This window comes from Enterobacter cloacae complex sp. Mu1197 (genome assembly GCF_040059225.1).
GTDB classification, from domain to species: Bacteria; Pseudomonadota; Gammaproteobacteria; order Enterobacterales; family Enterobacteriaceae; genus Enterobacter; species Enterobacter quasiroggenkampii.
In genome coordinates this window covers 744581-769904 of the sequence record NZ_CP157375.1, presented here as the reverse complement: position 1 = coordinate 769904, position 25324 = coordinate 744581, and the positions used below count along the sequence as shown (strand labels likewise).

Annotated in this window: 22 protein-coding genes and 1 riboswitch; of the genes, 8 read left to right on the top strand and 14 right to left on the bottom strand. The window is 55.7% G+C overall.

Annotated elements, in window-relative coordinates; all coding sequences use genetic code 11:
* The 11 genes from mraY to leuO all read right to left on the bottom strand — a co-directional run bounded on the left by mraY (position 1) and on the right by leuO (position 12800).
* On the bottom strand, positions 1-1083 hold the full coding sequence (mraY, locus tag ABFV38_RS03590) for a phospho-N-acetylmuramoyl-pentapeptide-transferase (protein WP_008501985.1): 1083 nt from the start codon (positions 1081-1083) through the stop codon (positions 1-3).
* Positions 1077-2435 carry a UDP-N-acetylmuramoyl-tripeptide--D-alanyl-D-alanine ligase gene (murF, locus tag ABFV38_RS03585; protein ID WP_348958518.1) on the bottom strand — a complete coding sequence of 453 codons (1359 nt, stop codon included), beginning with the start codon at positions 2433-2435 and terminating at the stop codon, positions 1077-1079. The genes mraY and murF overlap by 7 nt, the downstream gene beginning before the upstream one ends.
* Positions 2432-3919: a UDP-N-acetylmuramoyl-L-alanyl-D-glutamate--2,6-diaminopimelate ligase gene (gene murE, locus ABFV38_RS03580; RefSeq protein WP_235403525.1), complete on the bottom strand. Its 1488-nt coding sequence runs from the start codon at positions 3917-3919 to the stop codon at positions 2432-2434. Before murE ends, murF begins: the two co-directional genes overlap by 4 nt.
* Complete coding sequence (locus tag ABFV38_RS03575; RefSeq protein ID WP_045907793.1) at positions 3906-5672, bottom strand: peptidoglycan glycosyltransferase FtsI; 1767 nt, start codon at positions 5670-5672, stop codon at positions 3906-3908. Before ABFV38_RS03575 ends, murE begins: the two co-directional genes overlap by 14 nt.
* 15 nt (positions 5673-5687) lie before the next feature.
* The gene (gene ftsL / locus ABFV38_RS03570; RefSeq protein ID WP_008501989.1) at positions 5688-6053 is read right to left on the bottom strand and encodes a cell division protein FtsL; all 366 of its coding nucleotides are present in this window, start codon (positions 6051-6053) and stop codon (positions 5688-5690) included.
* Complete coding sequence (gene rsmH / locus ABFV38_RS03565) at positions 6050-6991, bottom strand: 16S rRNA (cytosine(1402)-N(4))-methyltransferase RsmH (protein ID WP_021240527.1); 942 nt, start codon at positions 6989-6991, stop codon at positions 6050-6052. Before rsmH ends, ftsL begins: the two co-directional genes overlap by 4 nt.
* Before the next feature lie 2 nt (positions 6992-6993).
* Positions 6994-7452, bottom strand: a complete 459-nt coding sequence (gene mraZ, locus ABFV38_RS03560) for a division/cell wall cluster transcriptional repressor MraZ (protein ID WP_021240528.1) — start codon at positions 7450-7452, stop codon at positions 6994-6996.
* A gap of 600 nt (positions 7453-8052) precedes the next feature.
* On the bottom strand, positions 8053-9060 hold the full coding sequence (gene cra, locus ABFV38_RS03555) for a catabolite repressor/activator (protein WP_008501993.1): 1008 nt from the start codon (positions 9058-9060) through the stop codon (positions 8053-8055).
* A gap of 179 nt (positions 9061-9239) precedes the next feature.
* Complete coding sequence (gene ilvN, locus ABFV38_RS03550) at positions 9240-9731, bottom strand: acetolactate synthase small subunit (RefSeq protein ID WP_045907792.1); 492 nt, start codon at positions 9729-9731, stop codon at positions 9240-9242.
* Position 9732: 1 nt separating this feature from the next.
* Positions 9733-11457 carry an acetolactate synthase 3 large subunit gene (ilvI, locus tag ABFV38_RS03545; protein WP_348958517.1) on the bottom strand — a complete coding sequence of 575 codons (1725 nt, stop codon included), beginning with the start codon at positions 11455-11457 and terminating at the stop codon, positions 9733-9735.
* Positions 11458-11837: 380 nt separating this feature from the next.
* Positions 11838-12800 (bottom strand): transcriptional regulator LeuO, encoded by a 963-nt coding sequence (gene leuO / locus ABFV38_RS03540; protein ID WP_275430302.1) that lies wholly within the window; start codon positions 12798-12800, stop codon positions 11838-11840.
* 765 nt (positions 12801-13565) lie between these two features.
* Here leuO and leuA point away from each other — a divergent pair.
* Genes leuA through leuD form a run of 4 tightly spaced genes read left to right on the top strand, consistent with a single transcriptional unit; the run spans position 13566 to position 18247 of the window.
* Positions 13566-15137, top strand: a complete 1572-nt coding sequence (gene leuA / locus ABFV38_RS03535) for a 2-isopropylmalate synthase (protein WP_348958516.1) — start codon at positions 13566-13568, stop codon at positions 15135-15137.
* Positions 15137-16228 (top strand): 3-isopropylmalate dehydrogenase, encoded by a 1092-nt coding sequence (gene leuB / locus ABFV38_RS03530; RefSeq protein ID WP_023310385.1) that lies wholly within the window; start codon positions 15137-15139, stop codon positions 16226-16228. The genes leuA and leuB overlap by 1 nt, the downstream gene beginning before the upstream one ends.
* A gap of 2 nt (positions 16229-16230) precedes the next feature.
* Complete coding sequence (gene leuC / locus ABFV38_RS03525; protein ID WP_008501999.1) at positions 16231-17631, top strand: 3-isopropylmalate dehydratase large subunit; 1401 nt, start codon at positions 16231-16233, stop codon at positions 17629-17631.
* Positions 17632-17641: 10 nt separating this feature from the next.
* Positions 17642-18247 (top strand): 3-isopropylmalate dehydratase small subunit, encoded by a 606-nt coding sequence (leuD, locus tag ABFV38_RS03520; RefSeq protein ID WP_235403523.1) that lies wholly within the window; start codon positions 17642-17644, stop codon positions 18245-18247.
* Between the two features lie 91 nt (positions 18248-18338).
* Here the strand turns inward: leuD and ABFV38_RS03515 are convergent, their stop codons facing one another.
* From ABFV38_RS03515 to sgrT, 3 genes are all read right to left on the bottom strand, one after another.
* Complete coding sequence (locus ABFV38_RS03515) at positions 18339-18491, bottom strand: Hok/Gef family protein (protein WP_045907789.1); 153 nt, start codon at positions 18489-18491, stop codon at positions 18339-18341.
* A 216-nt stretch (positions 18492-18707) separates the two neighbouring features.
* Positions 18708-19886, bottom strand: coding sequence for a sugar efflux transporter (locus tag ABFV38_RS03510; protein WP_126534273.1), 1179 nt, complete (start codon positions 19884-19886; stop codon positions 18708-18710).
* A gap of 120 nt (positions 19887-20006) precedes the next feature.
* Complete coding sequence (sgrT, locus tag ABFV38_RS03505) at positions 20007-20159, bottom strand: glucose uptake inhibitor SgrT (RefSeq protein ID WP_045907787.1); 153 nt, start codon at positions 20157-20159, stop codon at positions 20007-20009.
* Between the two features lie 88 nt (positions 20160-20247).
* On the opposite strand from sgrT, the gene sgrR reads away from it, so the two are divergent.
* From sgrR to thiQ, 4 genes are all read left to right on the top strand, one after another.
* On the top strand, positions 20248-21903 hold the full coding sequence (gene sgrR, locus ABFV38_RS03500) for an HTH-type transcriptional regulator SgrR (RefSeq protein WP_348958515.1): 1656 nt from the start codon (positions 20248-20250) through the stop codon (positions 21901-21903).
* Positions 21904-21939: 36 nt separating this feature from the next.
* Positions 21940-22040, top strand: a riboswitch (TPP riboswitch).
* Positions 22041-22071: 31 nt separating this feature from the next.
* Positions 22072-23055 carry a thiamine ABC transporter substrate binding subunit gene (gene thiB / locus ABFV38_RS03495; protein ID WP_023345430.1) on the top strand — a complete coding sequence of 328 codons (984 nt, stop codon included), beginning with the start codon at positions 22072-22074 and terminating at the stop codon, positions 23053-23055.
* A complete protein-coding gene (gene thiP, locus ABFV38_RS03490; protein ID WP_348958514.1) occupies positions 23031-24641 on the top strand; it encodes a thiamine/thiamine pyrophosphate ABC transporter permease ThiP in 1611 nt (536 codons plus the stop codon). Before thiB ends, thiP begins: the two co-directional genes overlap by 25 nt.
* A complete protein-coding gene (thiQ, locus tag ABFV38_RS03485) occupies positions 24625-25323 on the top strand; it encodes a thiamine ABC transporter ATP-binding protein ThiQ (protein WP_126534270.1) in 699 nt (232 codons plus the stop codon). Before thiP ends, thiQ begins: the two co-directional genes overlap by 17 nt.
* Position 25324: the final 1 nt, after the last annotated feature.

Genomic DNA, 25324 nt, shown 5'->3' with positions numbered 1-25324 from the left:
TTAACGTACCTTCAGCGTTGCCAGGCCAATCAGCACCAGCATCAGCGAAATAATCCAGAAGCGCACAATGACGCGCGGCTCCGGCCAGCCTTTCAGTTCATAGTGGTGGTGAATCGGCGCCATACGGAAGATGCGCTGGCCGCGCAGCTTGAAGGAGCCGACCTGCAAAATCACCGACAGCGTCTCAACCACAAACACGCCGCCCATGATCACCAGCAGGAATTCCTGACGTAGCAGCACGGCAATAATGCCCAGCGCGCCGCCTAACGCCAGTGAACCGACGTCACCCATAAAGACCTGAGCCGGATAGGTGTTGAACCACAGGAAGCCCAGCCCTGCACCGACAATCGCCGTACAGACGATCACCAGTTCGCCCGCGTGGCGCAGATAAGGGATGTGCAGATAGTTCGCGAAATTCATGTTACCGGTCGCCCAGGCCACCAGCGCAAAACCGGCCGCCACGAAGACGGTTGGCATAATCGCCAGGCCATCCAGACCGTCGGTCAGGTTAACGGCGTTACCGGTGCCGACAATCACAAAGTACGCCAACAGAATGTAGAACAGACCCAGCTGCGGCATCACGTCTTTAAAGAACGGCACGACCAGCTCGGTCGCTGGCGTGTCTTTCCCTGCCAGATACAGCGCGAAGGCCACGCCCAGCGCGATCACCGACATCCAGAAGTACTTCCAGCGGGCAATCAGGCCTTTAGTGTCTTTACGGACGACTTTGCGGTAATCATCGACGAAACCAATGATCCCGTAACCCACCAGAACCGTCAGCACACACCAGACGTACGGGTTGGACGGGTACGCCCACAGCAGTACGGAAACGACGATGGCAGTCAGGATCATTATCCCGCCCATGGTCGGGGTACCGCGCTTGCTGAAGTGCGATTCCGGGCCGTCGTTACGCACAACCTGGCCGAAAGAGAGCTTTTGCAGACGGGCAATCATGCGCGGGCCCATCCACAACGAGATGAACAGCGCAGTCAGCAGGCTGACGATGGCGCGAAACGTCAGATAGGAAAAGACGTTAAAGCCTGAGTAATATTTGACCAAATGTTCGGCCAGCCAAACTAACATGTCCCGTTCTCCTGTAATGCGTGCACAACCTCTTCCATGGCGGCACTACGTGAACCTTTCACTAACACTGTCACAATTTGTTTTTCTGTCATTAATGCCTTAAGGCGCTCAATCAACGCGGCTTTATCGGCAAAATGCTCGCCAACGCCGCTGGCCTGGCTAATCGCCTGGCTCAGTTTTCCTGCGCTCAGTACACAGTCCAGCCCCGCCGCTTTCGCCGCTTCACCGACCTGGGTATGACAGGCTTCGCTTTCGTCGCCCAGCTCTGCCATGTCGCCAACCACCATGATGCGGAAGCCAGGCATTTCAGATAACACCTGCACCGCCGCCGTCATCGAGCCAACGTTCGCGTTGTAGGAGTCATCCAGCAGCAGCTTGTTTTCCGAAAGCTGAATCGGGAACAGGCGTCCCGGCACGGCTTTCAGGTTCGCCAGCCCGGCTTGGATCGCCTCATGTGAAGCGCCTACCGCCGTTGCCAGCGCCGCCGCCGCAAGGGCATTGGCGATGTTATGGCGACCCGGCAGCGGCAGCAGCACCTCCACGCCACCCGTTGGGGTGGTGAGGGTGAACTCGGTGCCGTGCGACGTCACATGGATATTGGTCGCCGTAAAATCACTGTTGGCCGCATTTGGCGAGAAGCGCCAGGTTTTACGCGCACCAATGATGCTCTGCCAGTTAAGCCAGTCGTTGTTATCGGCGTTCAGAATGGCGATACCGTTTTCCGGCAGGCCGGTGTAAATCTCGCCTTTCGCTTTTGCCACGCCTTCCAGCGAGCCAAAGCCTTCCAGGTGCGCAGCCGCGAGGTTATTCACCAGCGCTGCTTCCGGACGCGTCAGGCTCACGGTCCAGGCGATTTCACCCTGGTGGTTTGCACCTAACTCGATCACCGCATACTCGTGCTCTTTGGTCAGGCGAAGCAATGTCATCGGCACGCCGATGTCATTATTGAGATTGCCCGCGGTATAAAGCGTATTGCCGCACTGGCTGAGGATCGCCGCCGTCATCTCTTTCACTGACGTTTTGCCTGAGGATCCGGTCAGGGCGACGACGCGAGCCGGCACCTGCTGACGAACCCAGGCCGCCAGCTCGCCGAACGCGAGACGCGTATCTTTCACCACAACCTGCGGCAGATCGATATCCAGCTTGCGGCTGACCAGCAGCGCACCGGCGCCGTTCTCTTTGGCCTGTTCAGCAAAATCATGCGCGTCAAAACGCTCGCCTTTCAGCGCCACGAACAGACAGCCAGCGGTGACTTTGCGGGTGTCCGTCGTCACGGCATCAATGGTCAGGTCTTGTCCGTGCAGGTCGCCGTGCAGTACCGCAGCGGCCTGGCTTAACGAGAGGCTAATCATGCGACGACTCCCAGCAGGCGAGCTGCCGTTACGCGATCCGAATAATCCAGACGGCGGTTGCCAACGATCTGATAATCTTCATGGCCTTTACCCGCCAGCAGAACAACATCATTCTCCTGTGCCTGCATGATGGCATTCGTCACGGCTTCCGCCCGGCCTTCCACGACGCGCGCGCGACCCGCATCCAGCATGCCCGCCAGAATGTCATTAATGATGGCGCGCGGCTCTTCCGTACGCGGGTTGTCATCGGTGACAACCGGAATATCTGCGAACTGTTCCGCAATAGCGCCCATCAGCGGGCGTTTGCCTTTGTCACGATCGCCGCCGCAACCAAACACGCACCAGAGCTTACCGGTACAGTGCAGGCGCGCCGCTTCCAGCGCTTTTTCCAGCGCATCCGGCGTGTGAGCATAATCAACCACAACGGTCGGTTTGCCCGGCGCGCTAAACACTTCCATACGGCCACAAACTGGCTGCAGACGCGCGGCGGTTTTCAGCAGCTCAGCCATCGGGTAACCCAGCGCCAGCAGCGTTGCCAGCGCCAGCAGCAGGTTGCTGACGTTAAACGCCCCCATCAGGCGGCTTTCAATTTCTCCGTCACCCCAGGAAGAGGCAAAGCGGATGGTCGCTCCGCTATCGTGATAATTCACCTCAACCGCCTTCAGCCAGCGGCCGTGGCAGTTCGGATTGATATGGTCTTCCATCGATACGGCAACCGCATCCGGCAGCTTCGCCAGCCAGCGGCGGCCGACTTCATCGTCGGCATTGATGATCGCCTGACCACAGTGGTGAGTGGAATAGAGCAGCCATTTCGCGGCTTCGTAGTGCTCCATATCACCATGATAATCAAGATGATCGCGGCTCAGGTTGGTAAACACGGACGCGGCAAATTTCAGCGCCGCGACGCGGTGCTGTACCAGACCGTGCGAAGAGACCTCCATCGCGGCAAAGGTTGCGCCCTGCCCTGCCAGTCCGGCAAGCACGTGCTGTACGTCAACCGCGGAGCCGGTGGTGTTTTCCGCCGGGCTCACTTTGCCCAGCAGACCGTTACCCACGGTCCCCATCACCGCGCCGGTTTCGCCCAGCAGCTGAGCCCACTGCGCCATCAGCTGCGTGGTGGTGGTTTTTCCGTTCGTACCCGTTACGCCAACCAGGCGCAGCTGGTCGGAAGGTTCGTGATAAAAACGTCCCGCCAGTGCGGAAAGACGTTCATTTAACTGGCTGAGATAGATGACCGGCACGCCGTGCATTTCACGGATCTCACCGTCGGTTGCCTCATCTTTAGCCTCAGCAATAATGGCAGCCACACCTTGCGCAATCGCCTGCGGGATATAACGACGCCCGTCCGCCTGATGACCGACCACCGCCACAAAAAGATCGCCAGAAGCAGCCACGCGGCTGTCCAGTACCATCTCTCGCAGTGCTCGCTCCGGTGCATTTGGCACCCACGGAGCGAGAAGGTCGCGCAAATTACGATCTGCCACCTGTACCCTCGCCTTGATTAATTACAAATTCACTTTTTTCGCCCGTCGCCAGCGCATCCGGTTCAATGTTCATGGTGCGTAACACGCCGCCCATGATGGCCCCGAACACAGGCGCGGAGACGGCGCCGCCGTAGTATTTACCCGCCTGTGGATCGTTTATCACGACCACCAGCGCAAAACGCGGATTGCTTGCAGGCGCAACGCCTGCGGTATAGGCAATGTATTTGTTGATGTAGCGGCCGTCTGGCCCCACTTTTTTCGCTGTACCGGTTTTAATGGCGATACGATAGCCTTTAATCGCCGCCTTCACGCCGCCGCCGCCCGGCAGCGCCACGCTTTCCATCATGTGCACTACGGTACGAACGATGGATTCCGGGAAGATACGCTCGCCCGGCACCGGTGGATCAACTTTGGTAATCGACAGCGGGCGATAAACGCCATAGCTGCCAATCGTTGCGTAGACTCGCGCTAACTGTAACGGGGTTACCATTAGCCCGTAGCCGAAAGAGAAGGTGGCCCTCTCTATGTCAGACCACCGTTGTTTTTGAGGATATAAGCCACTGCGTTCTCCGACCAACCCCAAATTGGTCGCCTTTCCCAGTCCAAAACGTGAGTAAGTCTCTACTAACGCTGAGGACGGCATCGCTAACGCCAGCTTTGAAACACCGACGTTACTCGACTTCTGTAACACCCCGGTCAGGGTCAATTCGCTGTAGCGCGCCACGTCTTTTATCTCGTGGCCGTTAATACGGTATGGGATGGTGTTCAGAACCGTGTTTTCATTGACGATTCCGCGCTGGAGCGCGGTCATCACCACCATCGGCTTCACCGTGGAGCCAGGTTCGAACACGTCGGTAATCGCCCGGTTACGCATGGCATCTTTTGCGGTGCCGGTAAAGTTGTTCGGGTTGTAGGACGGACTGTTGGCCATCGCCAGCACTTCACCGGTGCTGACATCCACCAGCACGGCGCTGCCTGACTCCGCCTTGTTGAACGCCACGGCGTTGTTCAGCTCACGGTAGACCAGCGCCTGCAGGCGCTCGTCGATACTCAGGGCCAGGTTGTGCGCTGCCTGACTGTCCGTAGAGGAGATATCTTCGATGACGCGCCCGTAGCGGTCCTTACGCACGATTCGCTCGCCCGGCTGACCGGTGAGCCACTTATCGAAGCTTTTTTCAACGCCCTCAATCCCCTGGCTGTCGACGTTGGTGAAGCCAATGAGGTGAGCGGTTACTTCGCCGGATGGATAGTAACGACGGGATTCTTCACGCAGATGAATGCCCGGTAGCTTCAGTTTGCGAATGTAGTCGGCCATGTCAGGGTTAACCTGACGCGCCAGATAGATAAAACGCCCTTTCGGGTTCGCGTTAACGCGGGAGGCCAGCTGATCCAGCGGCATTTTCAGCGCATCAGCCAGCGCTTTCCAGCGGTTATCAAGGGTAATGCCACCGGCGTCGTGCAGCTCTTTCGGATCGGCCCAGATAGCCTTCACCGGTACGCTCACCGCCAGCGGACGACCGGAGCGGTCGGTGATCATCCCGCGGGACGTGGAGACCTCCTGAACGCGCAGAGAGCGCATATCGCCCTGGCGTACCAGCATGTCAGGCGCGACGATCTGCAGCCAGGCCACGCGGCCCAGCAGAAAACCCAGCGCCAGTAAAATGCAGCCGCAAAGCAACGCAAAACGCCAACTGATAAAGTTGGCCTGTTCTTCCTGACGTTTTGGTTTTAGCGTTTTTGCCGCTGCTTTCATGCGTCGCGTTTTCCCTTATTTTTGTACTACGATATTTTCCTGTGAAGGATCAACATGCTGCAGCTGCAGCTTTTCCGTTGCGATCCGTTCAACCCGGCTGTGATCGCCGAGCGCGTTTTCTTCAAGGATCAGATTTCGCCATTCAATATCCAGCGCATCGCGTTCCAGTACCATCTGCTCGCGTTGCGCAGTCAATAAACGTGTATGGTGGGCTGTCGTCACCACCGTTACTGCCGTGACAATGATGCAAATGAACAGACAGAGTGGCAGTTTCCCAAACCGCAAAAGATCGTCGCCGATCACGCCAGGCAAGGCATGGCGCTCGTTGCTTCCTAACGAATCCTTAACTTTGCTTAGGGTCTCTGTCACTCTGCCGATCATGCGTTCGTCCTCTCTGCAACACGCAGCACTGAACTACGGGCGCGTGGATTCTCTGCCACTTCTTCTTCGCCCGGCATCAACTTGCCTAATGCTCGCAACTGACGGCCACCCAGCTTCCTGAGTTGTTCTTCCGTCATCGGCAGCCCCGCTGGCACCTGTGGACCGCGGCTTTGTTCACGCATAAAGCGTTTCACAATACGGTCTTCCAGCGAATGGAAGCTGATGATGGATAACCGCCCACCCGGGGCAAGCACGTCGAGCGAGCTTTTTAGCGCCAGCTCTATTTCCTCCAGTTCACTGTTTACCCAGATGCGAACCGCCTGGAAGGTACGGGTCGCGGGATGTTTGTGCTTATCCTTCACCGGGGTCGCTGCCGCGATCACCTCGGCCAACTCTTTGGTGCGGGTCATTGGCTCAATGCGGTTGCGCTCAACAATGGCGCGCGCAATACGTTTGCCAAAGCGCTCTTCGCCAAACGTTTTAATGACCCATGCAATATCGGCTTCGTCAGCGGTCTGTAGCCACTCGGCGGCGGATTGTCCGCGCGTCGGGTCCATCCGCATGTCCAGCGGACCATCACGCATAAAGGAGAAACCGCGCTCAGCGTCGTCGAGTTGGGGTGAAGAGACGCCAAGATCGAGAAGAATCCCGTCGATCTTGCCCGTCAGGCCGCGCTCAGCCACATAGTCCGCGAGCGCAGAGAAAGGTCCATGCACGATGGAAAAGCGTGGGTCATTGATGGTCTGTGCAACGGCAATTGCCTGCGGATCGCGATCGATTGCCAGCAGACGACCCTCCTCACCCAGTTGGGAGAGGATCAAACGCGAGTGGCCACCGCGACCAAACGTGCCATCAATGTAGATGCCATCCGGACGAATATTCAGGCCGTTAACGGCCTCGTCCAGTAACACCGTTTTATGTTTATAATTTTCCATCATATTTATAGAGACAAGTCCTGCAGTCGTTCCGATAATGTCGCGGAATCAGACTGCTCAGCGTCGATATCTTCCTTGACCTGTTGATACCAGGTCGTTTCATCCCACAGTTCAAACTTGTTGAACTGCCCGACCAGCATCACTTCTTTTGTCAGACCGGCATGTTGCCGCAACACAGGGGCAATCAGTAATCGCCCTGCGTTATCCATCTGACATTCACTGGCATGTCCCAATAACAGCCGCTGCACGCGGCGCTCCTGCGGGTTCATGCTCGACAGTCGCGACAGCTTTTGCTCAATAATTTCCCATTCAGGTAAGGGGTAAAGCAGCAGGCAGGGGGAGTTAATGTCAATGGTGCAAACCATTTGACCCGCAGCGTTCTCAATCAGCTGGTCGCGGTATCGGGTTGGTACCGATAAACGCCCTTTGCTGTCGAGATTGACTAACGTTGCTCCACGGAACATGCCAGTCTCACCCCTCCTCACCACTTTAACCCACAAATTCCCACCTAAAGGAGTTTACGGAGCGAGGGAAAAGCTTGTCAAGCCAGGACTCTCCGTATAAGGACTCGAAAGCCCTCTATTTACAGAGTTAAACAGTCCTGGTTAATAACTGCACAACTGGCGAGGCAAAATTAACGTTATGAATATTTGTAAGAAAAAAACCGAATATGCACACTAGCGTTAAGGCTCACTCAATATCATCGCAGATAAATATAAAGTGTCAGTTTGCGACGCGGGCAGCATTTTATGACAGATTCTCAGGGGATGACAGCGCCAGATTCACCCAGGTACACGGTAAGCGCAGTGGTTAGCACGTAAGCTGGCAAAGGAGGAGGAAAAAACGTCTGAATATTCATCGACCGAAGAGGGTTTGTAACAAAATAATACAAAGAATACCGTTTAAAATCGCTGAGATGTTCTTTAAAGAACAATTTAAAAGCCAAAATGAATTAAGAAAAATAGGCGATTATGATCTCACAAGAATTATCCTAATTTCTCTCCGGGAATTATCCGCATGAATTATCGCAGCAAAATGGGGCAGATTTCGCCGCCCCAGTCATTTCATTTTTGGCGGCTTAAAATTCCGCGATGGTAGAGATTACGTTTGATACGCGTCAGGCCCGGCTTTGGTTTGCGGGGTTCATCCAGACTCGCCAGCACAATCTCCAGCACGCGTTCAGCCACGTCGCGGTGACGCTGTGCAACCGCCAGCACCGGGCACTGAAGGAAGTCGAGCAGCTCGTTATCCCCGAACGTGGCAATCGCCAGGTCGGAGGGGAGTTTACCTTCACGGCGTAAGGTGACATCCATGACGCCCTGCAAGAGCGCAAACGAGGTCGTGAACAGCGCCTGAGGCATCGGGTGAGTTTCCAGCCATTTCTCGAACAGCTGCGCGGCGGCTTCACGTTCGTAGCTGTTGGCATAGAGGTAGTGAACCTCGCGCGGATCGTCTTTCCAGGCGGTTCTGAATCCCTGCTCGCGCAGGAAGCTCACCGAAAGCTCGGGCAACGCGCCAAGATACAGGACCGTTTCCGCCGGGAACGTCCGCAGCTCTGCGGCCAGCATTTCGGCATCATCCTGATCCGCACCCACTACGCTGGTGAAATGTTCACGATCAAGCGCGCGATCCAGCGCCACGATTGGGAACGGGTCGTTCGCCCAGCGCTGGTAGAACGGATGTTCTGGCGGTAAGGAGGTCGAAACAATAATGGCATCCACCTGGCGCTGGAGCAGATGCTCAATGCAGCGCATCTCGTTATCAGGCTGATCTTCCGAGCAGGCAATCAGCAGCTGATAGCCACGCTGGCGCGCCTGACGTTCAAGATAGTTGGCGATACGGGTATAGCTGGTGTTTTCCAGGTCCGGGATCACCAGACCAATAGAGCGGGTGCGCCCGGCGCGCAGACCGGCTGCGACAGCATTCGGATGGTAGTTATGTTCACGAACCACCGCCATAACTTTTTCAACGGTCTTGTCGCTGACACGGTACTGCTTTGCTTTACCGTTAATCACATAGCTGGCCGTTGTTCGTGACACGCCGGCTAGCCGGGCGATTTCATCCAGTTTCACAATTGCCCCTTAAAAAAAGAAAAGAGTCCATGGCCCTGTCAAGGTTATGGTTAAATCTTTTAACATCTAAACGCAGAAAAGCCTTCGCGGCAACCGCTTTTATCTGCGTTGTCGGCTGATTACGCAAAAAAAAGCCCGGCTTTGGTGACCGGGCAGAAAGAGGCGAACCTTTTTGACAACTAACGCATGATTTTCTCGCCGCGTGACAGACCCACGACACCCGATCTTGCGACTTCAACAATTTTTGCCACATCCCGCACGGACGTCAGGAAAGCATCCAGCTTGTCACTTGTCCCGACCAGCTGAACCGTATAAAGAGAAGGCGTGACGTCGATAATCTGTCCGCGGAAAATATCCGCATTGCGTTTAACTTCTTCACGCCCGTAGCCGCTGGCCTGGATTTTCACCAGCATGACCTCACGTTCAACGTAGGCCCCCTGCCCCAGCTCGCTCACACGCAGCACATCAACCAGCTTATGCAGCTGTTTTTCAATCTGTTCAAGCACTTTGGCATCGCCAACGGTTTGAATCGTCATGCGCGACAGCGTGGGATCCTCCGTCGGCGCGACGGTCAGGCTTTCAATGTTATAACCGCGCTGCGCAAAAAGACCAATGACGCGCGACAGTGCGCCAGACTCGTTTTCCAGTAAAACCGATAATATCCGGCGCATATCAGGTTCTCTCCGTTTTGCTTAACCACATTTCATCCATACCGCCCCCCCGAATATGCATCGGATAAACGTGTTCGGTTCCATCAACAATCACATCCATAAAGACAAGGCGGTTGTTTTTAACGTGCTCAAGCGCTTGTGCGAGCTTCGTTTCCAGCTCGGCCGGATCGGTCACTCGCATCCCAACATGGCCATAAGCTTCAGCAAGACGAACAAAATCCGGCAGCGATTGCATATAGGACTGCGAATGACGGCCAGAGTAAATCATATCCTGCCACTGCTTCACCATGCCGAGGTAGCCGTTATTCAGGTTCAGCACAAGAACCGGCAGCTCATACTGCAGCGCGGTAGACAGCTCCTGAATGTTCATCTGAATACTGCCGTCTCCGGTCACGCAGACGACGGTTTCATTCGGCAACGCCAGCTTCACGCCCAGCGCGGCAGGCAGGCCAAAGCCCATGGTGCCTAAGCCACCCGAGTTGATCCAGTGACGCGGTTTATCAAACGGGTAATACAGGGCGGCAAACATCTGGTGTTGGCCCACGTCTGAGGTCACATACGCCTCACCTTTCGTCAGTCGCCACACCGCTTCGATGACCGCCTGCGGCTTAATGTTTTCGCTTTGCGTGTCATATTTCAGGCACTGACGCGCTCGCCACTGTTCAATCTGCTGCCACCAGTCGCGGATATCATCCAGCGGCTGGGTCGCGTTCTCCTGAGTCAGCAGATCCAGCATCTGTTCCAGAACCTGACGAGCATCACCGACGATCGGCACATCAGCCGACACCGTTTTTGAAATGGACGTCGGATCGATATCAATGTGCAGCACGGTGGCGTTCGGGCAATACTTCGCCAGATTGTTGGTGGTGCGATCGTCAAAACGCACGCCGACGGCAAAGATCACATCGGAGTGATGCATCGTCATGTTGGCTTCATAGGTACCGTGCATACCCAGCATGCCCAGCGCCTGGCGGTGAGTGGCGGGAAACGCCCCCAGCCCCATCAGCGACGACGCCACAGGAAGGTTGAGTTTTTCAACCAGCTCACGAAGCTGGGCTTCACAGGCAGCGTTGATCGCCCCGCCGCCGACATAGACGACCGGTTTTTTGGCTGCCAGAAGCGTTTGCAACGCCCGCTTGATCTGTCCTTTATGCCCCTGCGTTGTCGGATTGTAAGAACGCATACTCACCGAGTCAGGCCAGACGTACGGCAGCTTGTTTGCCGGGTTCAGAATGTCTTTAGGCAGATCGACCACCACCGGTCCCGGGCGTCCGCTTGCTGCCAGCCAGAAGGCTTTTTTCAGTACGCCGGGAATGTCTTCGGTTTGCTTGACCAGAAAGCTGTGCTTCACAACGGGACGGGAAATCCCGACCATGTCACACTCCTGAAAAGCATCGTAGCCAATCAGCGAGGTTGCTACCTGCCCGGAGAGGATCACCAGCGGGATAGAGTCCATATACGCCGTCGCAATGCCGGTAATGGCGTTTGTCGCCCCGGGGCCGGACGTGACTAAGACCACGCCCACTTCGCCCGTCGCACGCGCCAGACCGTCGGCCATGTGTACAGCCGCCTGCTCGTGACGTACCAGAACATGGTCAATGCCCCCTACCGTATGCAGCGCATCATAAATATCCAGGACCGCGCCGCCAGGGTAGCCGAACACTTGCTTTACGCCCTGATCGATCAGCGACCGCACGACCATTTCCGCGCCAGACAACATCTCCATGCTTTGCCTCCAGGCATTTTGTTATAGACGGACTGCCGAATTCATTTCCGCACCGTCTTACGATCGGGATGAACCAATCTTATATTTTGCAGAGTGTTCTTTACCTTAACCGCTCGTTATGAGGCAGGCAATTAGCAAACCCGGGGAGATAAACGGTGCGTAAAGCAGAAAAAGCAGCCGTTAACTGAAGATATGGTTAATTCCTCTGGGAATAGAGGACGGTGTGATAAATCATCGCTGAAAAGCGGGGCAATGCAGGAAATCATCTATTTTTGCGTACCGAAGAGCGGCCCGAAAAAAATCATCACAGAACAAAATAGTAATTATCTATAAAAACTCAGGATAAATCACACAATCCGATGCGATTTATCCTGATGCGTTTACCGGCGGCAGATACCGACCAGCAACTCTTCCATCCACTGGTGTCCCTTATCCCTTCCGGCCGCTTCATGCCAGGAGAGATAGCAGGTTCGGCTATTTAACTTAAGCGGCAGAGGCAAAATTTGCAGATTTAACGGGTCAGAAAACTCTTCTGCCAGCCAGCGCGGTGCAATCGCCACCAGATGTGTTTGGGAGACAACGTTTAATACGCTGACCATAGCCATCCCCTGATAAGCCACGCTCGCCTGCTTATCCGCAGAGTCATACCATGGCAGGCTAAAGGAAGCATATCTGTCGAGGGCAACAACGGCATGCTGCTCGTTATAGACATCATTTTCGCGTAGCGGATATTTCAGCCGAGGATGATTTTTACTGGCCACCAGAACCATTTCATCTTTAAACAGCGGTACGCAGGAAAATTCAGGACGACGAAACTCTTCATACCCCAGGACGAATTCAATCTCCTGATAGCGTAACTGATGCTCTGTACTTTGGTTCAGGGATGATTTAAAAACCAGATGGATATTTGGCGCGATCTCTTCAACTTTATTATAGATAATTGAGGTTAAATAATTATCTAATGGACTGCAGACACACAGATGAAATGTGCGCTCGCTGCTTAAAGGTTCAAAGCCCGATCCCGGCAGCTCGTTTTGTACCAACTGCAACGCCTGACGGATTGAGCCGAACAGCTGGAATGCGCGCGCAGTAGGCTGGATCCCTCTTCCGTAACGAACAAACAATTCGTCGTTAAACATGACCTTAAGCCTGGCAACGGCGTTACTCACAGCAGGTTGTGACATCCCCAACGCCTGGGCCGCGCGGGTGATATTCTGTTCCTGCATGACAGCATCAAACACCGTCAGAAGATTAAGATCCACCGTGCGTAACTGCGGTTTAATCCCATCAGTAGCTTGAGGTTGTTTAATATTATTTTCTGACACTTCTGACTCCACTGTCACGCTACACTCCCTTTGCTCACGTACGGTAATAATCTCGAAAAATATGATTTATCATGCAAATACGATCAGCGAAAGAGAATTATTTAAAATTCAGAATATATAAAGACGCTATACAAACGAAAAGAAAATAGCGCAAATGATATGTTTGACTTTAGGATTTAAATGAAACCATAAACCAAGCAAATACACAATGACCGCCAGATTAATGATGACTTAAGTATTATTAAACTGTTATCGCCACCGCTCATCAGTTAGTTAATAACATGTTACCTCTGTTCATTTTTTAGTGACGCGTAATAGATTCACCGTAATTATAACTTAATGATAGTAAACCCCTTTATGTACAGAATACTCTCTGTAACGCGCGTCACTCATTTTAAACAATTATATTTATTTATTTCTGCAACTGTTTTCTTCAGTCCAAAATTAGACAATTAGTCGGCTCGCAAAAGCCAAAACCAGCACAATTAGCTAAAGTAAAATCCTGCCCGTTCCGCCCGTCGGGTCCGTTTTTATCGTCAGGGGTTGACATCAACTGCCGTATCCAGTACCACTAAAAGCATATTGAATTTAACGGAGCACGATTCATGATTCGCACCATTCGTTTTACCGGTCTACTACTACTAAACGCATCCACTGTGCGCGGTAGACTGGCGGGCGAAATTCAGCGTTGAATCGTCACCAGTAAGACTAAAAACCCGCGCCACTGCGCGGGTTTTTTTATGCTCGTAGCAAGGCGCCCTAAGACTGACAAGGACCTAACCCATGAGCCAGCAAGTCATTATTTTCGATACTACTTTACGTGACGGTGAACAGGCATTACAGGCAAGCCTGAGTGTAAAAGAGAAACTGCAGATCGCGCTGGCTCTCGAACGTATGGGTGTCGACGTGATGGAGGTGGGTTTCCCGGTCTCGTCTCCGGGTGATTTCGAATCCGTCCAGACCATCGCCCGCACCATTAAAAACAGCCGCGTATGTGGTCTGGCGCGTTGTGTAGAAAAAGATATCGACGTTGCAGCCGAGTCGCTGAAAGTGGCCGAAGCGTTCCGTATCCATACCTTTATTGCCACCTCGCCCATGCACATCGCCACCAAGCTGCGCAGCACGCTGGATGAGGTGATTGAGCGCGCGGTGTACATGGTGAAACGCGCACGCAACTACACCGATGACGTTGAATTCTCCTGTGAAGATGCAGGCCGTACGCCAATCGACGATTTGGCGCGCGTCGTGGAAGCTGCCATTAACGCGGGTGCCAAAACCATCAACATCCCGGACACCGTCGGCTACACCATGCCGTTTGAGTTCGCCAACATCATCACCGGCCTGTATGACCGCGTTCCGAACATTGATAAAGCGATTATCTCCGTCCACACCCACGATGATTTGGGTCTGGCCGTGGGCAATGCTATCGCCGCCGTCCACGCTGGCGCGCGTCAGGTAGAAGGCGCGATGAACGGCATCGGTGAACGTGCGGGCAACTGTTCGCTGGAAGAAGTGATCATGGCGATCAAAGTGCGCAAGGACATCATGGACGTGCACACCCACATCAATCACAACGAGATCTGGCGCACCAGCCAGACCGTCAGCCAGATTTGCAACATGCCTATTCCGGCCAACAAAGCGATTGTCGGCACTGGCGCCTTCGCGCACTCCTCCGGTATTCATCAGGATGGCGTGCTGAAGAACCGTGAAAACTACGAAATTATGACCCCGGAATCCATCGGCCTGAACCAGGTCCAGTTGAACCTGACCTCCCGTTCCGGTCGCGCGGCAGTGAAGCACCGCATGGAAGAGATGGGTTATAAGGACAGCGATTACAACATGGATCAGCTGTATGACGCGTTCCTGAAGCTGGCCGACAAAAAAGGGCAGGTGTTCGACTATGACCTGGAAGCGCTGGCCTTTATTAACAAACAGCAGGAAGAGCCAGAGCACTTCCGTCTGGATTACTTCAACGTGCAGTCCGGATCCAGCGACATCGCCACCGCCTCGGTCAAGCTGGCCTGCGGAGATGAAATTAAAGCAGAGGCAGCTAACGGTAATGGACCTGTCGATGCGATTTACCAGGCCATCAACCGCGTTACCGAGTACGACGTTGAGCTGGTCAAATATGACCTGACGGCCAAGGGCCACGGCAAAGATGCACTGGGCCAGGTCGACATTGTTGTGACCCACAATGGCCGCCGCTTCCATGGCGTGGGTCTGGCGACCGATATCGTTGAATCCTCCGCGAAAGCGATGGTGCATGTGCTGAATAACATCTGGCGCGCCGCCGAAGTCGAAAAAGAGTTGCAACGCAAAGCTCAGAATAAAGAGAACAACAAGGAAACCGTGTAATGTCAAAGAATTACCATATTGCTGTGTTACCGGGCGACGGTATTGGCCCGGAAGTGATGGCACAGGCGCTGAAAGTACTGGAAGCCGTTCGCGCGCGTTTTGCGATGAAAATCACCACCAGCCACTACGATGTGGGCGGTATTGCGATTGATAACCACGGTACGCCACTGCCAAAAGCGACCGTGGAAGGCTGTGAAAATGCCGATGCCGTGCTGTTTGGTTCCGTCGGTGGTCCAAAATGGGAACATCTGCCGCCAGCAGAGCAGCCGGAGCGCGGCGCGCTGCTGCCGCTGCGTAAACATTTCAAACTGTTCAGTAACCTGCGTCCGGCGAAGCTGTACCAGGGTCTGGAAGAGTTTTGCCCGCTGCGCGCCGATATCGCCGCCAACGGTTTCGACATTCTGTGCGTGCGTGAACTGACCGGCGGGATCTATTTCGGTCAGCCAAAAGGGCGCGAAGGCAGCGGTCAGCATGAAAAAGCGTTCGATACCGAGGTGTATCACCGCTTCGAAATTGAACGTATCGCCCATATCGCGTTTGAGTCGGCGCGCAAACGCCGCCATAAGGTGACCTCGATTGATAAAGCGAACGTGCTGCAGTCTTCCATTTTGTGGCGCGAGATCGTCAGCGAAGTCGCTAAACAGTACCCGGACGTTGCGCTGTCGCACATGTACATCGACAACGCGACCATGCAGCTGATTAAGGATCCGTCCCAGTTTGACGTGCTGCTGTGCTCCAACCTGTTCGGCGATATTCTCTCTGACGAGTGCGCAATGATCACCGGCTCGATGGGCATGCTGCCATCCGCCAGCCTGAATGAAGAAGGCTTCGGCCTGTACGAGCCTGCGGGCGGCTCCGCACCGGATATCGCCGGCAAAAACATCGCTAACCCGATTGCGCAGATCCTCTCTCTGGCCCTGCTGCTGCGCTACAGCCTGGATGCAGGCGATGCAGCAACCGCAATTGAAAACGCCATTAACCGGGCGTTAGAAGAAGGCGTTCGTACCGGTGATTTAGCACGCGGCACGGCGGCAGTCAGTACCGATGAAATGGGCGACATTATTGCCCGCTATGTCGCTGAAGGGGTGTAATCATGGCTAAGACGTTATATGAAAAGTTGTTTGATGCGCACGTTGTCTACGAAGCACCAAACGAAACCCCACTGCTGTATATCGACAGACATCTGGTACACGAGGTGACCTCTCCCCAGGCATTCGACGGCCTGCGCGCGCACAAGCGTCCGGTGCGCCAGCCGGGTAAAACCTTCGCGACGATGGATCACAACGTTTCCACCCAGACTAAAGACATTAACGCCTCGGGTGAGATGGCGCGTATCCAGATGCAGGAGCTGATTAAGAACTGCAATGAGTTTGGCGTTGAGCTGTACGACCTGAACCATCCGTATCAGGGTATCGTCCACGTCATGGGCCCTGAGCAGGGGATTACCCTGCCGGGCATGACCATCGTCTGCGGTGACTCCCATACCGCAACCCACGGCGCGTTTGGCGCCCTGGCGTTCGGGATTGGCACTTCCGAGGTGGAACACGTGCTGGCGACGCAGACCCTGAAGCAGGGTCGCGCCAAAACGATGAAGATTGAAGTGAAGGGCAAAGCGGCACCTGGCATTACCGCGAAAGATATCGTGCTGGCGATTATCGGTAAAACCGGCAGCGCAGGCGGTACCGGCCACGTCGTTGAGTTCTGCGGCGACGCTATTCAGGCGCTGAGCATGGAGGGTCGCATGACCCTGTGCAACATGGCCATTGAGATGGGTGCCAAAGCCGGGCTGGTCGCGCCAGATGAAACGACCTTTAACTATGTGAAGGGCCGTCTGCACGCGCCGAAAGGGCAGGATTTTGACGACGCGGTAGCCTACTGGAAAACCCTGAAAACCGACGACGGGGCAACGTTTGATACCGTTGTCACGCTGCAGGCAGAAGAGATTGCCCCTCAGGTGACCTGGGGGACCAACCCGGGTCAGGTGATTTCCGTCAACGACGCCATTCCCGATCCGGCTTCCTTCGCCGATCCGGTCGAGCGCGCCAGTGCGGAAAAAGCGCTGGCCTATATGGGGCTGAAGCCCGGCGTGCCGTTGACCGACGTGACCATTGATAAGGTGTTTATCGGCTCCTGCACCAACTCTCGTATCGAAGATTTGCGTGCGGCGGCAGAGATCGCCAAAGGCCGTAAAGTCGCACCGGGCGTGCAGGCGCTGGTCGTTCCAGGTTCTGGTCCGGTGAAAGCCCAGGCGGAAGCCGAAGGTCTGGATAAGATCTTTATCGAAGCAGGCTTCGAGTGGCGCCTGCCAGGCTGTTCCATGTGTCTGGCCATGAACAACGATCGCCTGAATCCGGGTGAGCGCTGTGCCTCCACCAGCAACCGTAACTTTGAAGGCCGTCAGGGCCGCGGTGGGCGCACCCATCTGGTCAGCCCGGCAATGGCCGCCGCTGCGGCAGTCACCGGCCATTTCGCCGACATTCGCAGCCTGAAATAAGGAGACAATCATGGCAGAGAAATTTACCCAACATACAGGCCGGGTTGTCCCCCTGGACGCCGCGAACGTCGATACTGACGCCATTATTCCTAAGCAGTTTTTGCAGAAGGTGACGCGTACCGGCTTTGGCGCGCACCTGTTCAACGACTGGCGTTTCCTGGACGACAAAGGCGAAGTGCCTAATCCGGAGTTCGTTCTGAACTTCCCGGAATACAAAGGTGCCTCCATTTTGCTGGCGCGGGAAAACTTTGGCTGCGGCTCGTCGCGTGAGCATGCGCCATGGGCGTTGACCGACTACGGCTTTAAGGTGGTTATTGCTCCCAGCTTCGCGGATATCTTCTACGGCAACAGCTTCAACAACCAGCTGCTGCCGGTGACGCTGAGCGATGAGCAGGTCGATGAATTGTTTGCGCTGGTTAAGGCAAATCCGGGTATGTCATTTGAAGTGGATCTGGAAGCGGAATTGGTGAAAGCCGGGGATAAAACCTACAGCTTCAGCATTGATGCGTTCCGCCGTCACTGCATGCTGAATGGTCTGGACAGCATTGGTTTGACGCTGCAGCACGAAGACGCCATCTCAGCGTACGAGAAAAAACAGCCTGCGTTTATGGGCTAAAGGCAATGGCCCGCAAAATGCGGGCCATTGATAAGGGTGCGTTGAGGCTCAACCACTCTGGAGAGGCGGGGAAACTTCCCCGCCCATACCGCTAACGTTTTGCTTCGTAAGCCAACACTGCCGCCATTTCTGTTTTCTCCTGTCTGAAATGCAATTCACACAACGAATCACGGACCATCCAGGTGAAGATCAACAACGTCGTACAGATCAGAAATAAACCTAACAGCAGAGTACGTTTTGGCATTCCAGCCTCCTTATTGCTTTTCGGCAATGAAGAGACTAACCTCGCAATGTTGGTTGTGAAGTTGGTCTCCCCATCAATCTTTTGATGTGGGACTCTCCACTGTTTGCCTCTTGCGAAAGCCTGAGGCAAACAGCCTCAAGCACCCGCCACGCACTCTATTCCCCTTCGTGATCTCTGTCAGAATGTCGTTCCATTTTGTGAAGCCGTCTTCCAGAATCAGACGTCTTTTACCCTGCAAGTCAGCAGGAGCGTCACAACGGATAGCGCCGCAATCATCCAGTAAACCGACGTATGGCCATAGCTTTGCGCCAGCGCGCCCTGGATCACACCGGCCAGAATCACCCCGGTTGAAATACTGTTCGTAAAGAGCGTCGTGGCCGATCCCGCGCGTCCGGGCATCAGATCCTGAAACCAGAGCATGCCGATTCCGGCGACGATCCCAATGAACACAGCATTAAACAGCTGCAGCGCCAGCAGCGCTTCGCGCGAGTGGAATAAGATCAGCCCAAGATAAAACAACACCCCGGCAGCAACCGCAACCACCATCATTTTGCGTTTACCGAAACGCTTTACGTAATATCCCGCCAGAATCATTGCCGGAATTTCCAGCCCGGCAGCGGTCCCCATTAAGATCCCCGCAAGCTTGTCCGGTAAGCCCAGATCGCTGCTGATCCACAGCGGCATGTCGATGATGTACATGGTGTTGCAGGTCCACATCAGCGTGGAGGCAATAAACAGCATACGGACGTTTTTGTCCTGCCAGCCGCTCACCTGGGTGAGAGGCTTGTCCGTTGTCTGTTCGACGCGCGCCACGGACGGCAGCGCGAAGGCTATCAGCGCCAGGCTGATGACAAAAATCCCGGCCGCGATGGAGAACATGGCGGTAAAGCCGTAGTTCAACGCCAGCATGAAGGCCAGCGGCGGACCAATGACCCACGCCAGCGAGAGCTGGGCACGCATCACCGAGCTGAACATCACCACTTCCCGTGCCGAGCTATCCGCATATTCCCGCGCCAGGGCGAACAGCTGCGGCATGGCAGTGTTCGCAAGAGAGGCGAGCAGCACGCCGCAGGTAATGAGCGTCAGGTAATGACGGTTGAAAGCAAAGAGCAGCGCGTTACCCACGGCCATGGCGCAGCAAAAGAGGATCAGCTTGCGGCGATCGCCCTGGCTGTCCGATCGTTTCGCCAGCGCGAGGCTGACCAGGATCCCGGCAATGGCGTTGACGGTATAAAACAGCCCCACCCAAAACGGCTGTGCCCCCACCTCGCGGCTGAGAAACAGGCTGAGCGTCGGCGCCTGCAGCGCCCCCGCCACGCCCATCATAAAGGCCACCAGCATAAAAGCGGCATACACGCCGTTCAGGCGTCGCCCCATCGTCATCAACCACAGCATGCGCAAGTCCTTGTGAAAGCGAATCGAAATTGGGTGAAAGAATAAACGAAAAAAGCCAGCAAAAACATTTTGCTGGCGGGTGATAAGCACCAATACTCAGTCACACATGATCGAGGCGAGTCAGCGAGAAGAGGCCGGTTTCGTAACGTCCCACTGCATCAGTTCTTCTAACATTTTCAGCCGTTGCTCGGCACACTGGCGGGCCAGCCAGGACGATCCTTTTGTCGCTGAAAAGTACTGCTGATAAAACTGACGTGCGGTAGACCTCTTCATCATTTACCTCCTCGCTTCATCGGGAAGCATTATTGGCCTAATATAGGGATTAATAAATTGCTGGTTTTTTGTCAGGAGTTCCCCTTTTATGCCTTCCGGTCGTCTGCAGCAACAATTTATCCGCCTCTGGCAGTGCTGCGAGGGGCAATCGCAGGAAACGACGCTCAACGAGCTGGCCGACCTGCTTAGCTGTTCCCGGCGTCATATGCGTACGTTGCTCAATACCATGCAGCAGCAGGGCTGGTTAAGCTGGGAAGCGGAAGCGGGACGCGGGAAACGCTCGCGACTGACCTTTCTCTACACCGGGCTGGCATTGCAGCAGCAGCGTGCAGAAGACCTGCTCGAGCAGGACCGCATCGATCAGCTGGTCCAGCTGGTGGGCGACAAAGCCGCCGTGCGCCAGATGCTGGTTTCCCATCTCGGACGCAGTTTTCGTCAGGGCCGACACATTCTGCGGGTGCTCTACTATCGGCCAATGAAAAATCTGTTGCCCGGCACGGCGTTACGCCGCTCTGAAACCCATATGGCCCGGCAAATCTTCAGCGGCCTGACGCGGATAAATGAGGAAAACGGGGAACTGGAGGCGGATATCGCGCACCACTGGCAGCAGCTTTCCCCGCGCCACTGGCGCTTTTTCTTACGCCCTGGCATCCACTTTCACCACGGTCGCGAGCTGGAGATGCACGACGTCATCGCCTCTCTGGAACGCGCCCGCAGGCTGCCGCTCTACTCGCATATTTCGCGCATCCACTCCCCTACGGCCTGGACGCTGGATATTGAGCTGTCGCAGCAGGACAAGTGGCTTCCCTGGCTGCTGGGCTACGTGCCGTCGATGATTTTGCCCGGCGAGTGGGAATCGATGAACAATTTTGCCAGCCTGCCAATTGGCACCGGCCCCTACGCCGTGTCCCGCAATAACAGCAATCAGCTGAAAATCCGCGCGTTCGATGACTACTTTGGCTATCGGGCGCTGATCGACGAAGTGAACGTGTGGGTATTGCCGGATCTCAATGAAGACCTGAGCTGCGGGCTGACGCTGGAAGGCCCCACCACGGGAGAAAAGGCCGTGGAGAGCCGCCTGGAGGAGGGATGCTACTATCTCCTCTTTGACCGCCGCACCCACCGCGGGGCAAACCAGGACGTCCGGAAGTGGATTAGCCACGTGTTGTCCCCTTCCAATCTGATCTACCATGCGGAAGCGCAGTACCAGACATACTGGTTCCCGGCGTACGGCCTGCTTCCGCGCTGGCACCACGCCCGCCCGTCGCAGTGCGACAAACCCGCAGGGCTGGAGTCCATCACCCTGACCTACTACCGCGATCATGTTGAGCATCGTTTTATCGCGAGGATCATGACCCGCCTGCTGGCAGCGGAGGGAGTCAGGCTGGACATCAGGGAAGTGGACTATGACGAATGGCATCAGGGGGAGATCGCCAGCGATATCTGGCTCAACAGCGCCAACTTTACCCTGCCGCTCGATTTTTCCCTTTTCTCGCATTTGTATGAAGTCCCGCTGATCCAGCACTGCATCGACCGTGACTGGCAGCAGGATGCCGCCCTGTGGCGTGCGGGCGAGATGAATCTTGCCGTGTGGTGCCAGCAGCTGCTGGCCGAGCAGGCCATCGTCCCGTTAATCCACCACTGGCTGATGATTCAGGGCCAGCGCAGCATGCGCGGCCTGCGGATGAACACCCTGGGCTGGTTTGATTTCAAATCCGCCTGGTTTGCGCCCCCGGAGCCATAACGCTTTCGTAATATTCACCAAATCATTACAATAGCGCCGTTCTCAACGGGGTGCTGCATCACAGATGTGCGCTGAGATAATACCCGTCGAACCTGATCCGGATAACGCCGGCGAAGGGATTTGAGGCTGTCGCTCAAAATCCTTTGCCACTCAACCCTGAGGTGCAAAGTGTTAAAAAAAGTTCTCCCCCTGCTGGCGCTGTTCGCGCTGCCCGCTTTAGCTAAACCCGTCCTGACGGTCTACACCTACGACTCTTTCTCTGCCGACTGGGGCCCTGGCCCGGTTGTCAAAAAAGCTTTTGAAGCTGACTGCAACTGCGAGCTGAAGTTCGTGGCGCTGGAAGATGGCGTTTCACTGCTCAACCGTCTGCGCATGGAAGGGAAAAACAGCAAGGCTGACGTAGTGCTCGGTCTGGATAACAACCTGCTGGAAGCCGCCTCGCAGACCAAACTGTTTGCCAAAAGCGGCGTCGCAGCAGAGGCCGTTAACGTGCCTGGCGGCTGGAAGAACGACACCTTTGTGCCGTTCGACTACGGCTACTTTGCTTTTGTTTACGACAAAAACAAGCTGAAAAACCCGCCGAAGAGCCTGAAAGAGCTGGTGGAAAGCGACCAGAAGTGGCGCGTGATTTATGAAGATCCGCGGACCAGCACGCCGGGTCTGGGTCTGCTGCTGTGGATGCAGAAAGTCTACGGCGATAAGGCGCCGGAAGCGTGGCAGAAGCTGGCTGCCAAAACCGTGACCGTGACCAAAGGCTGGAGCGAGGCCTATGGCCTGTTCCTGAAAGGCGAAAGCGACCTGGTGCTGAGCTACACCACCTCCCCGGCTTACCACATTATCGCCGAGAAGAAAGATAACTATGCTGCCGCAGATTTTGCGGAAGGGCACTATCTGCAGGTGGAAGTCGCCGCGCGTACCGCTGCCAGCAAACAGCCTGAGCTGGCCGAGAAGTTCCTGAAGTTTATGGTTTCGCCGGCATTCCAGAACGCCATTCCCGCAGGCAACTGGATGTATCCGGTCACCAGCGTTGCACTGCCTGCAGGTTTTGAACAGTTGACCAAACCGAAAACCTCGCTGGAGTTTACGCCGCAGCAGGTCGCCGCGCAGCGTGCCGCATGGGTAAGTGAATGGCAACGCGCCGTCAGCCGCTAATTCCCGGCTGGTTGCTTCCCGGGCTGCTCGCCGCCGTCGTAATGGTGGCAGTCAGTCTGGGAGCCTTTCTTGCGCTGTGGTTTAACGCACCGGAGAGCGACCTGCTCGCCCTCTGGCACGACAGCTACCTCTGGCACGTCATTCGGTTCTCTTTCTGGCAGGCGTTTCTTTCTGCCGTGATGTCGGTGCTCCCGGCGATTTTTCTTGCACGCGCGCTGTATCGGCGGCGCTTCCCCGGCAGGCAGGCTCTGCTGCGCCTGTGCGCCATGACGCTGATCCTGCCCGTGCTGGTGGCGGTATTTGGCATTCTGAGCGTTTACGGTCGCCAGGGGTGGCTGGCTTCGCTGTTCGGCCAGCTTGGTCTGGAATGGTCATTCTCGCCTTACGGACTGCAGGGCATCCTGCTGGCACACGTCTTTTTCAATATGCCGATGGCAACGCGCCTCTTTTTACAGGCGCTGGAGAACATTCCCGGCGAACAGCGCCAGATTGCCGCCCAGCTCGGCATGCGCGGTGCGTCGTTCTTCCGCTTTGTCGAATGGCCGTGGCTGCGCCGCCAGCTCCCGCCTGTAGCGGCATTAATCTTCATGCTCTGCTTTGCCAGCTTTGCCACCGTGCTGTCACTTGGCGGCGGGCCGCAGGCCACCACCATTGAGCTGGCGATTTACCAGGCGCTGAGTTACGACTACGATCCCGGTCGCGCCGCACTGTTGGCGATAGTCCAGATGGCGTGCTGCCTTGCACTGGTGCTGTTGAGCCAGCGGCTGAGTAAAGCCATTCCCGCTGGCAGTCATCAAATAACCGGCTGGCGCGATCCGCAGGACAGCCTGCACAGCCGCGTCAGTGATGTTATCCTGATCGGGCTGGCGCTCCTGCTGCTGTTGCCGCCGCTGCTAGCCGTTATCGTTGACGGACTGAACCTCAATCTCATGTCCGTCCTGCAACAGCCCGTCCTCTGGCAGGCCACCTGGACCTCGCTGCGTATCGCGCTGGCTGCCGGATTACTGTGTGTCATCCTGACCATGATGCTGCTGTGGAGCAGCCGTGAGCTTTACGCCCGCCAGGCGCAAAAAGCCGGACAAATGCTGGAGCTGACGGGCATGCTGATTCTGGCGATGCCGGGGATCGTGCTGGCAACGGGCTTCTTTTTACTGTTCAACAGCACCCTCGGCCTGCCGGAAAGGGCCGACGGCATTGTGATCTTTACCAACGCCTTAATGGCCATCCCTTACGCGCTCAAGGTGCTAGAAAACCCGATGCGCGACGTCAACAGCCGCTACAGTTTGTTGTGCCAGTCGTTGGGCATGCAGGGCTGGCAGCGGCTGAAGGTGGTTGAACTGCGCGCGCTAAAGCGTCCGCTGGCACAGGCGCTGGCGTTTGCCTGCGTGCTCTCTATTGGAGACTTTGGGGTCGTGGCGCTGTTCGGCAATGACGATTTCCGCACGCTGCCATACTGGCTCTATCAGCAAATCGGCTCTTACCGCAGTCAGGACGGCGCGGTTACCGCGCTGTTACTGCTGCTGCTGTGCTTTGCCTTATTTACCGTTATCGAAAAACTTCCGGGGCGTGATGTTAAAACTGACTGATGTAACCTGGCTTTATCAGCATCTGCCGATGCGCTTCACGCTCTCCGTGCGCCAGGGAGAGATGATCGCCGTGCTTGGTCCAAGCGGTGCCGGGAAAAGCACCTTGCTCAATTTGATCGCCGGTTTTCTGCAACCTGCCAGCGGGTCGATAGCCATCGATAATCGTGATTTCACAAACGCCCCTCCGGCTAAACGTCCTGTCTCAATGCTGTTTCAGGAAAACAACCTGTTTACCCACCTGACGGTGCGGCAAAACATCGCGCTGGGAATGCACCCGGGACTCAGGCTGAACGATGATCAGCGCCATAAGCTGGAGGTCATTGCCGCGCAGATGGGGATCGCCGGGTTTATCGACAGGCTGCCGGGCGAGCTTTCCGGCGGGCAGCGTCAGCGCGTGGCGCTGGCACGTTGTCTGGTGCGCGAGCAGCCGATACTGCTGCTGGATGAGCCGTTCTCGGCGCTCGATCCCGCGCTGCGTCAGGAGATGCTGGCCCTGGTGCAGGAGGTCTGTCAGCGCCAGCAACTGACGATGCTGATGGTGTCGCACAGCATCGAGGATGCCGCACGGATTGCGCCGCGATCGGTGGTGATCGCGGAGGGACGCATTTTGTGGGATGGAGCAACAGAAGCATTAATGAGCGGAAAAGAAAGCGCTTCTGGATTATTGGGTATAAAACCGTAGG

Excerpts from the sequence above, each read along its gene's own strand:
- mraY (WP_008501985.1), bottom strand. The coding sequence starts at position 1,083 with ATGTTAGTTTGGCTGGCCGAACATTTGGTCAAATATTACTCAGGCTTT.
- murF (WP_348958518.1), bottom strand. The coding sequence starts at position 2,435 with ATGATTAGCCTCTCGTTAAGCCAGGCCGCTGCGGTACTGCACGGCGAC.
- ABFV38_RS03575 (WP_045907793.1), bottom strand. The coding sequence starts at position 5,672 with ATGAAAGCAGCGGCAAAAACGCTAAAACCAAAACGTCAGGAAGAACAG.
- ftsL (WP_008501989.1), bottom strand. The coding sequence starts at position 6,053 with ATGATCGGCAGAGTGACAGAGACCCTAAGCAAAGTTAAGGATTCGTTA.
- rsmH (WP_021240527.1), bottom strand. The coding sequence starts at position 6,991 with ATGATGGAAAATTATAAACATAAAACGGTGTTACTGGACGAGGCCGTT.
- mraZ (WP_021240528.1), bottom strand. The coding sequence starts at position 7,452 with ATGTTCCGTGGAGCAACGTTAGTCAATCTCGACAGCAAAGGGCGTTTA.
- ilvN (WP_045907792.1), bottom strand. The coding sequence starts at position 9,731 with ATGCGCCGGATATTATCGGTTTTACTGGAAAACGAGTCTGGCGCACTG.
- ilvI (WP_348958517.1), bottom strand. The coding sequence starts at position 11,457 with ATGGAGATGTTGTCTGGCGCGGAAATGGTCGTGCGGTCGCTGATCGAT.
- leuA (WP_348958516.1), top strand. The coding sequence starts at position 13,566 with ATGAGCCAGCAAGTCATTATTTTCGATACTACTTTACGTGACGGTGAA.
- leuB (WP_023310385.1), top strand. The coding sequence starts at position 15,137 with ATGTCAAAGAATTACCATATTGCTGTGTTACCGGGCGACGGTATTGGC.
- leuC (WP_008501999.1), top strand. The coding sequence starts at position 16,231 with ATGGCTAAGACGTTATATGAAAAGTTGTTTGATGCGCACGTTGTCTAC.
- leuD (WP_235403523.1), top strand. The coding sequence starts at position 17,642 with ATGGCAGAGAAATTTACCCAACATACAGGCCGGGTTGTCCCCCTGGAC.
- ABFV38_RS03515 (WP_045907789.1), bottom strand. The coding sequence starts at position 18,491 with ATGCCAAAACGTACTCTGCTGTTAGGTTTATTTCTGATCTGTACGACG.
- ABFV38_RS03510 (WP_126534273.1), bottom strand. The coding sequence starts at position 19,886 with ATGCTGTGGTTGATGACGATGGGGCGACGCCTGAACGGCGTGTATGCC.
- sgrT (WP_045907787.1), bottom strand. The coding sequence starts at position 20,159 with ATGAAGAGGTCTACCGCACGTCAGTTTTATCAGCAGTACTTTTCAGCG.
- sgrR (WP_348958515.1), top strand. The coding sequence starts at position 20,248 with ATGCCTTCCGGTCGTCTGCAGCAACAATTTATCCGCCTCTGGCAGTGC.
- thiP (WP_348958514.1), top strand. The coding sequence starts at position 23,031 with ATGGCAACGCGCCGTCAGCCGCTAATTCCCGGCTGGTTGCTTCCCGGG.
- thiQ (WP_126534270.1), top strand. The coding sequence starts at position 24,625 with ATGTTAAAACTGACTGATGTAACCTGGCTTTATCAGCATCTGCCGATG.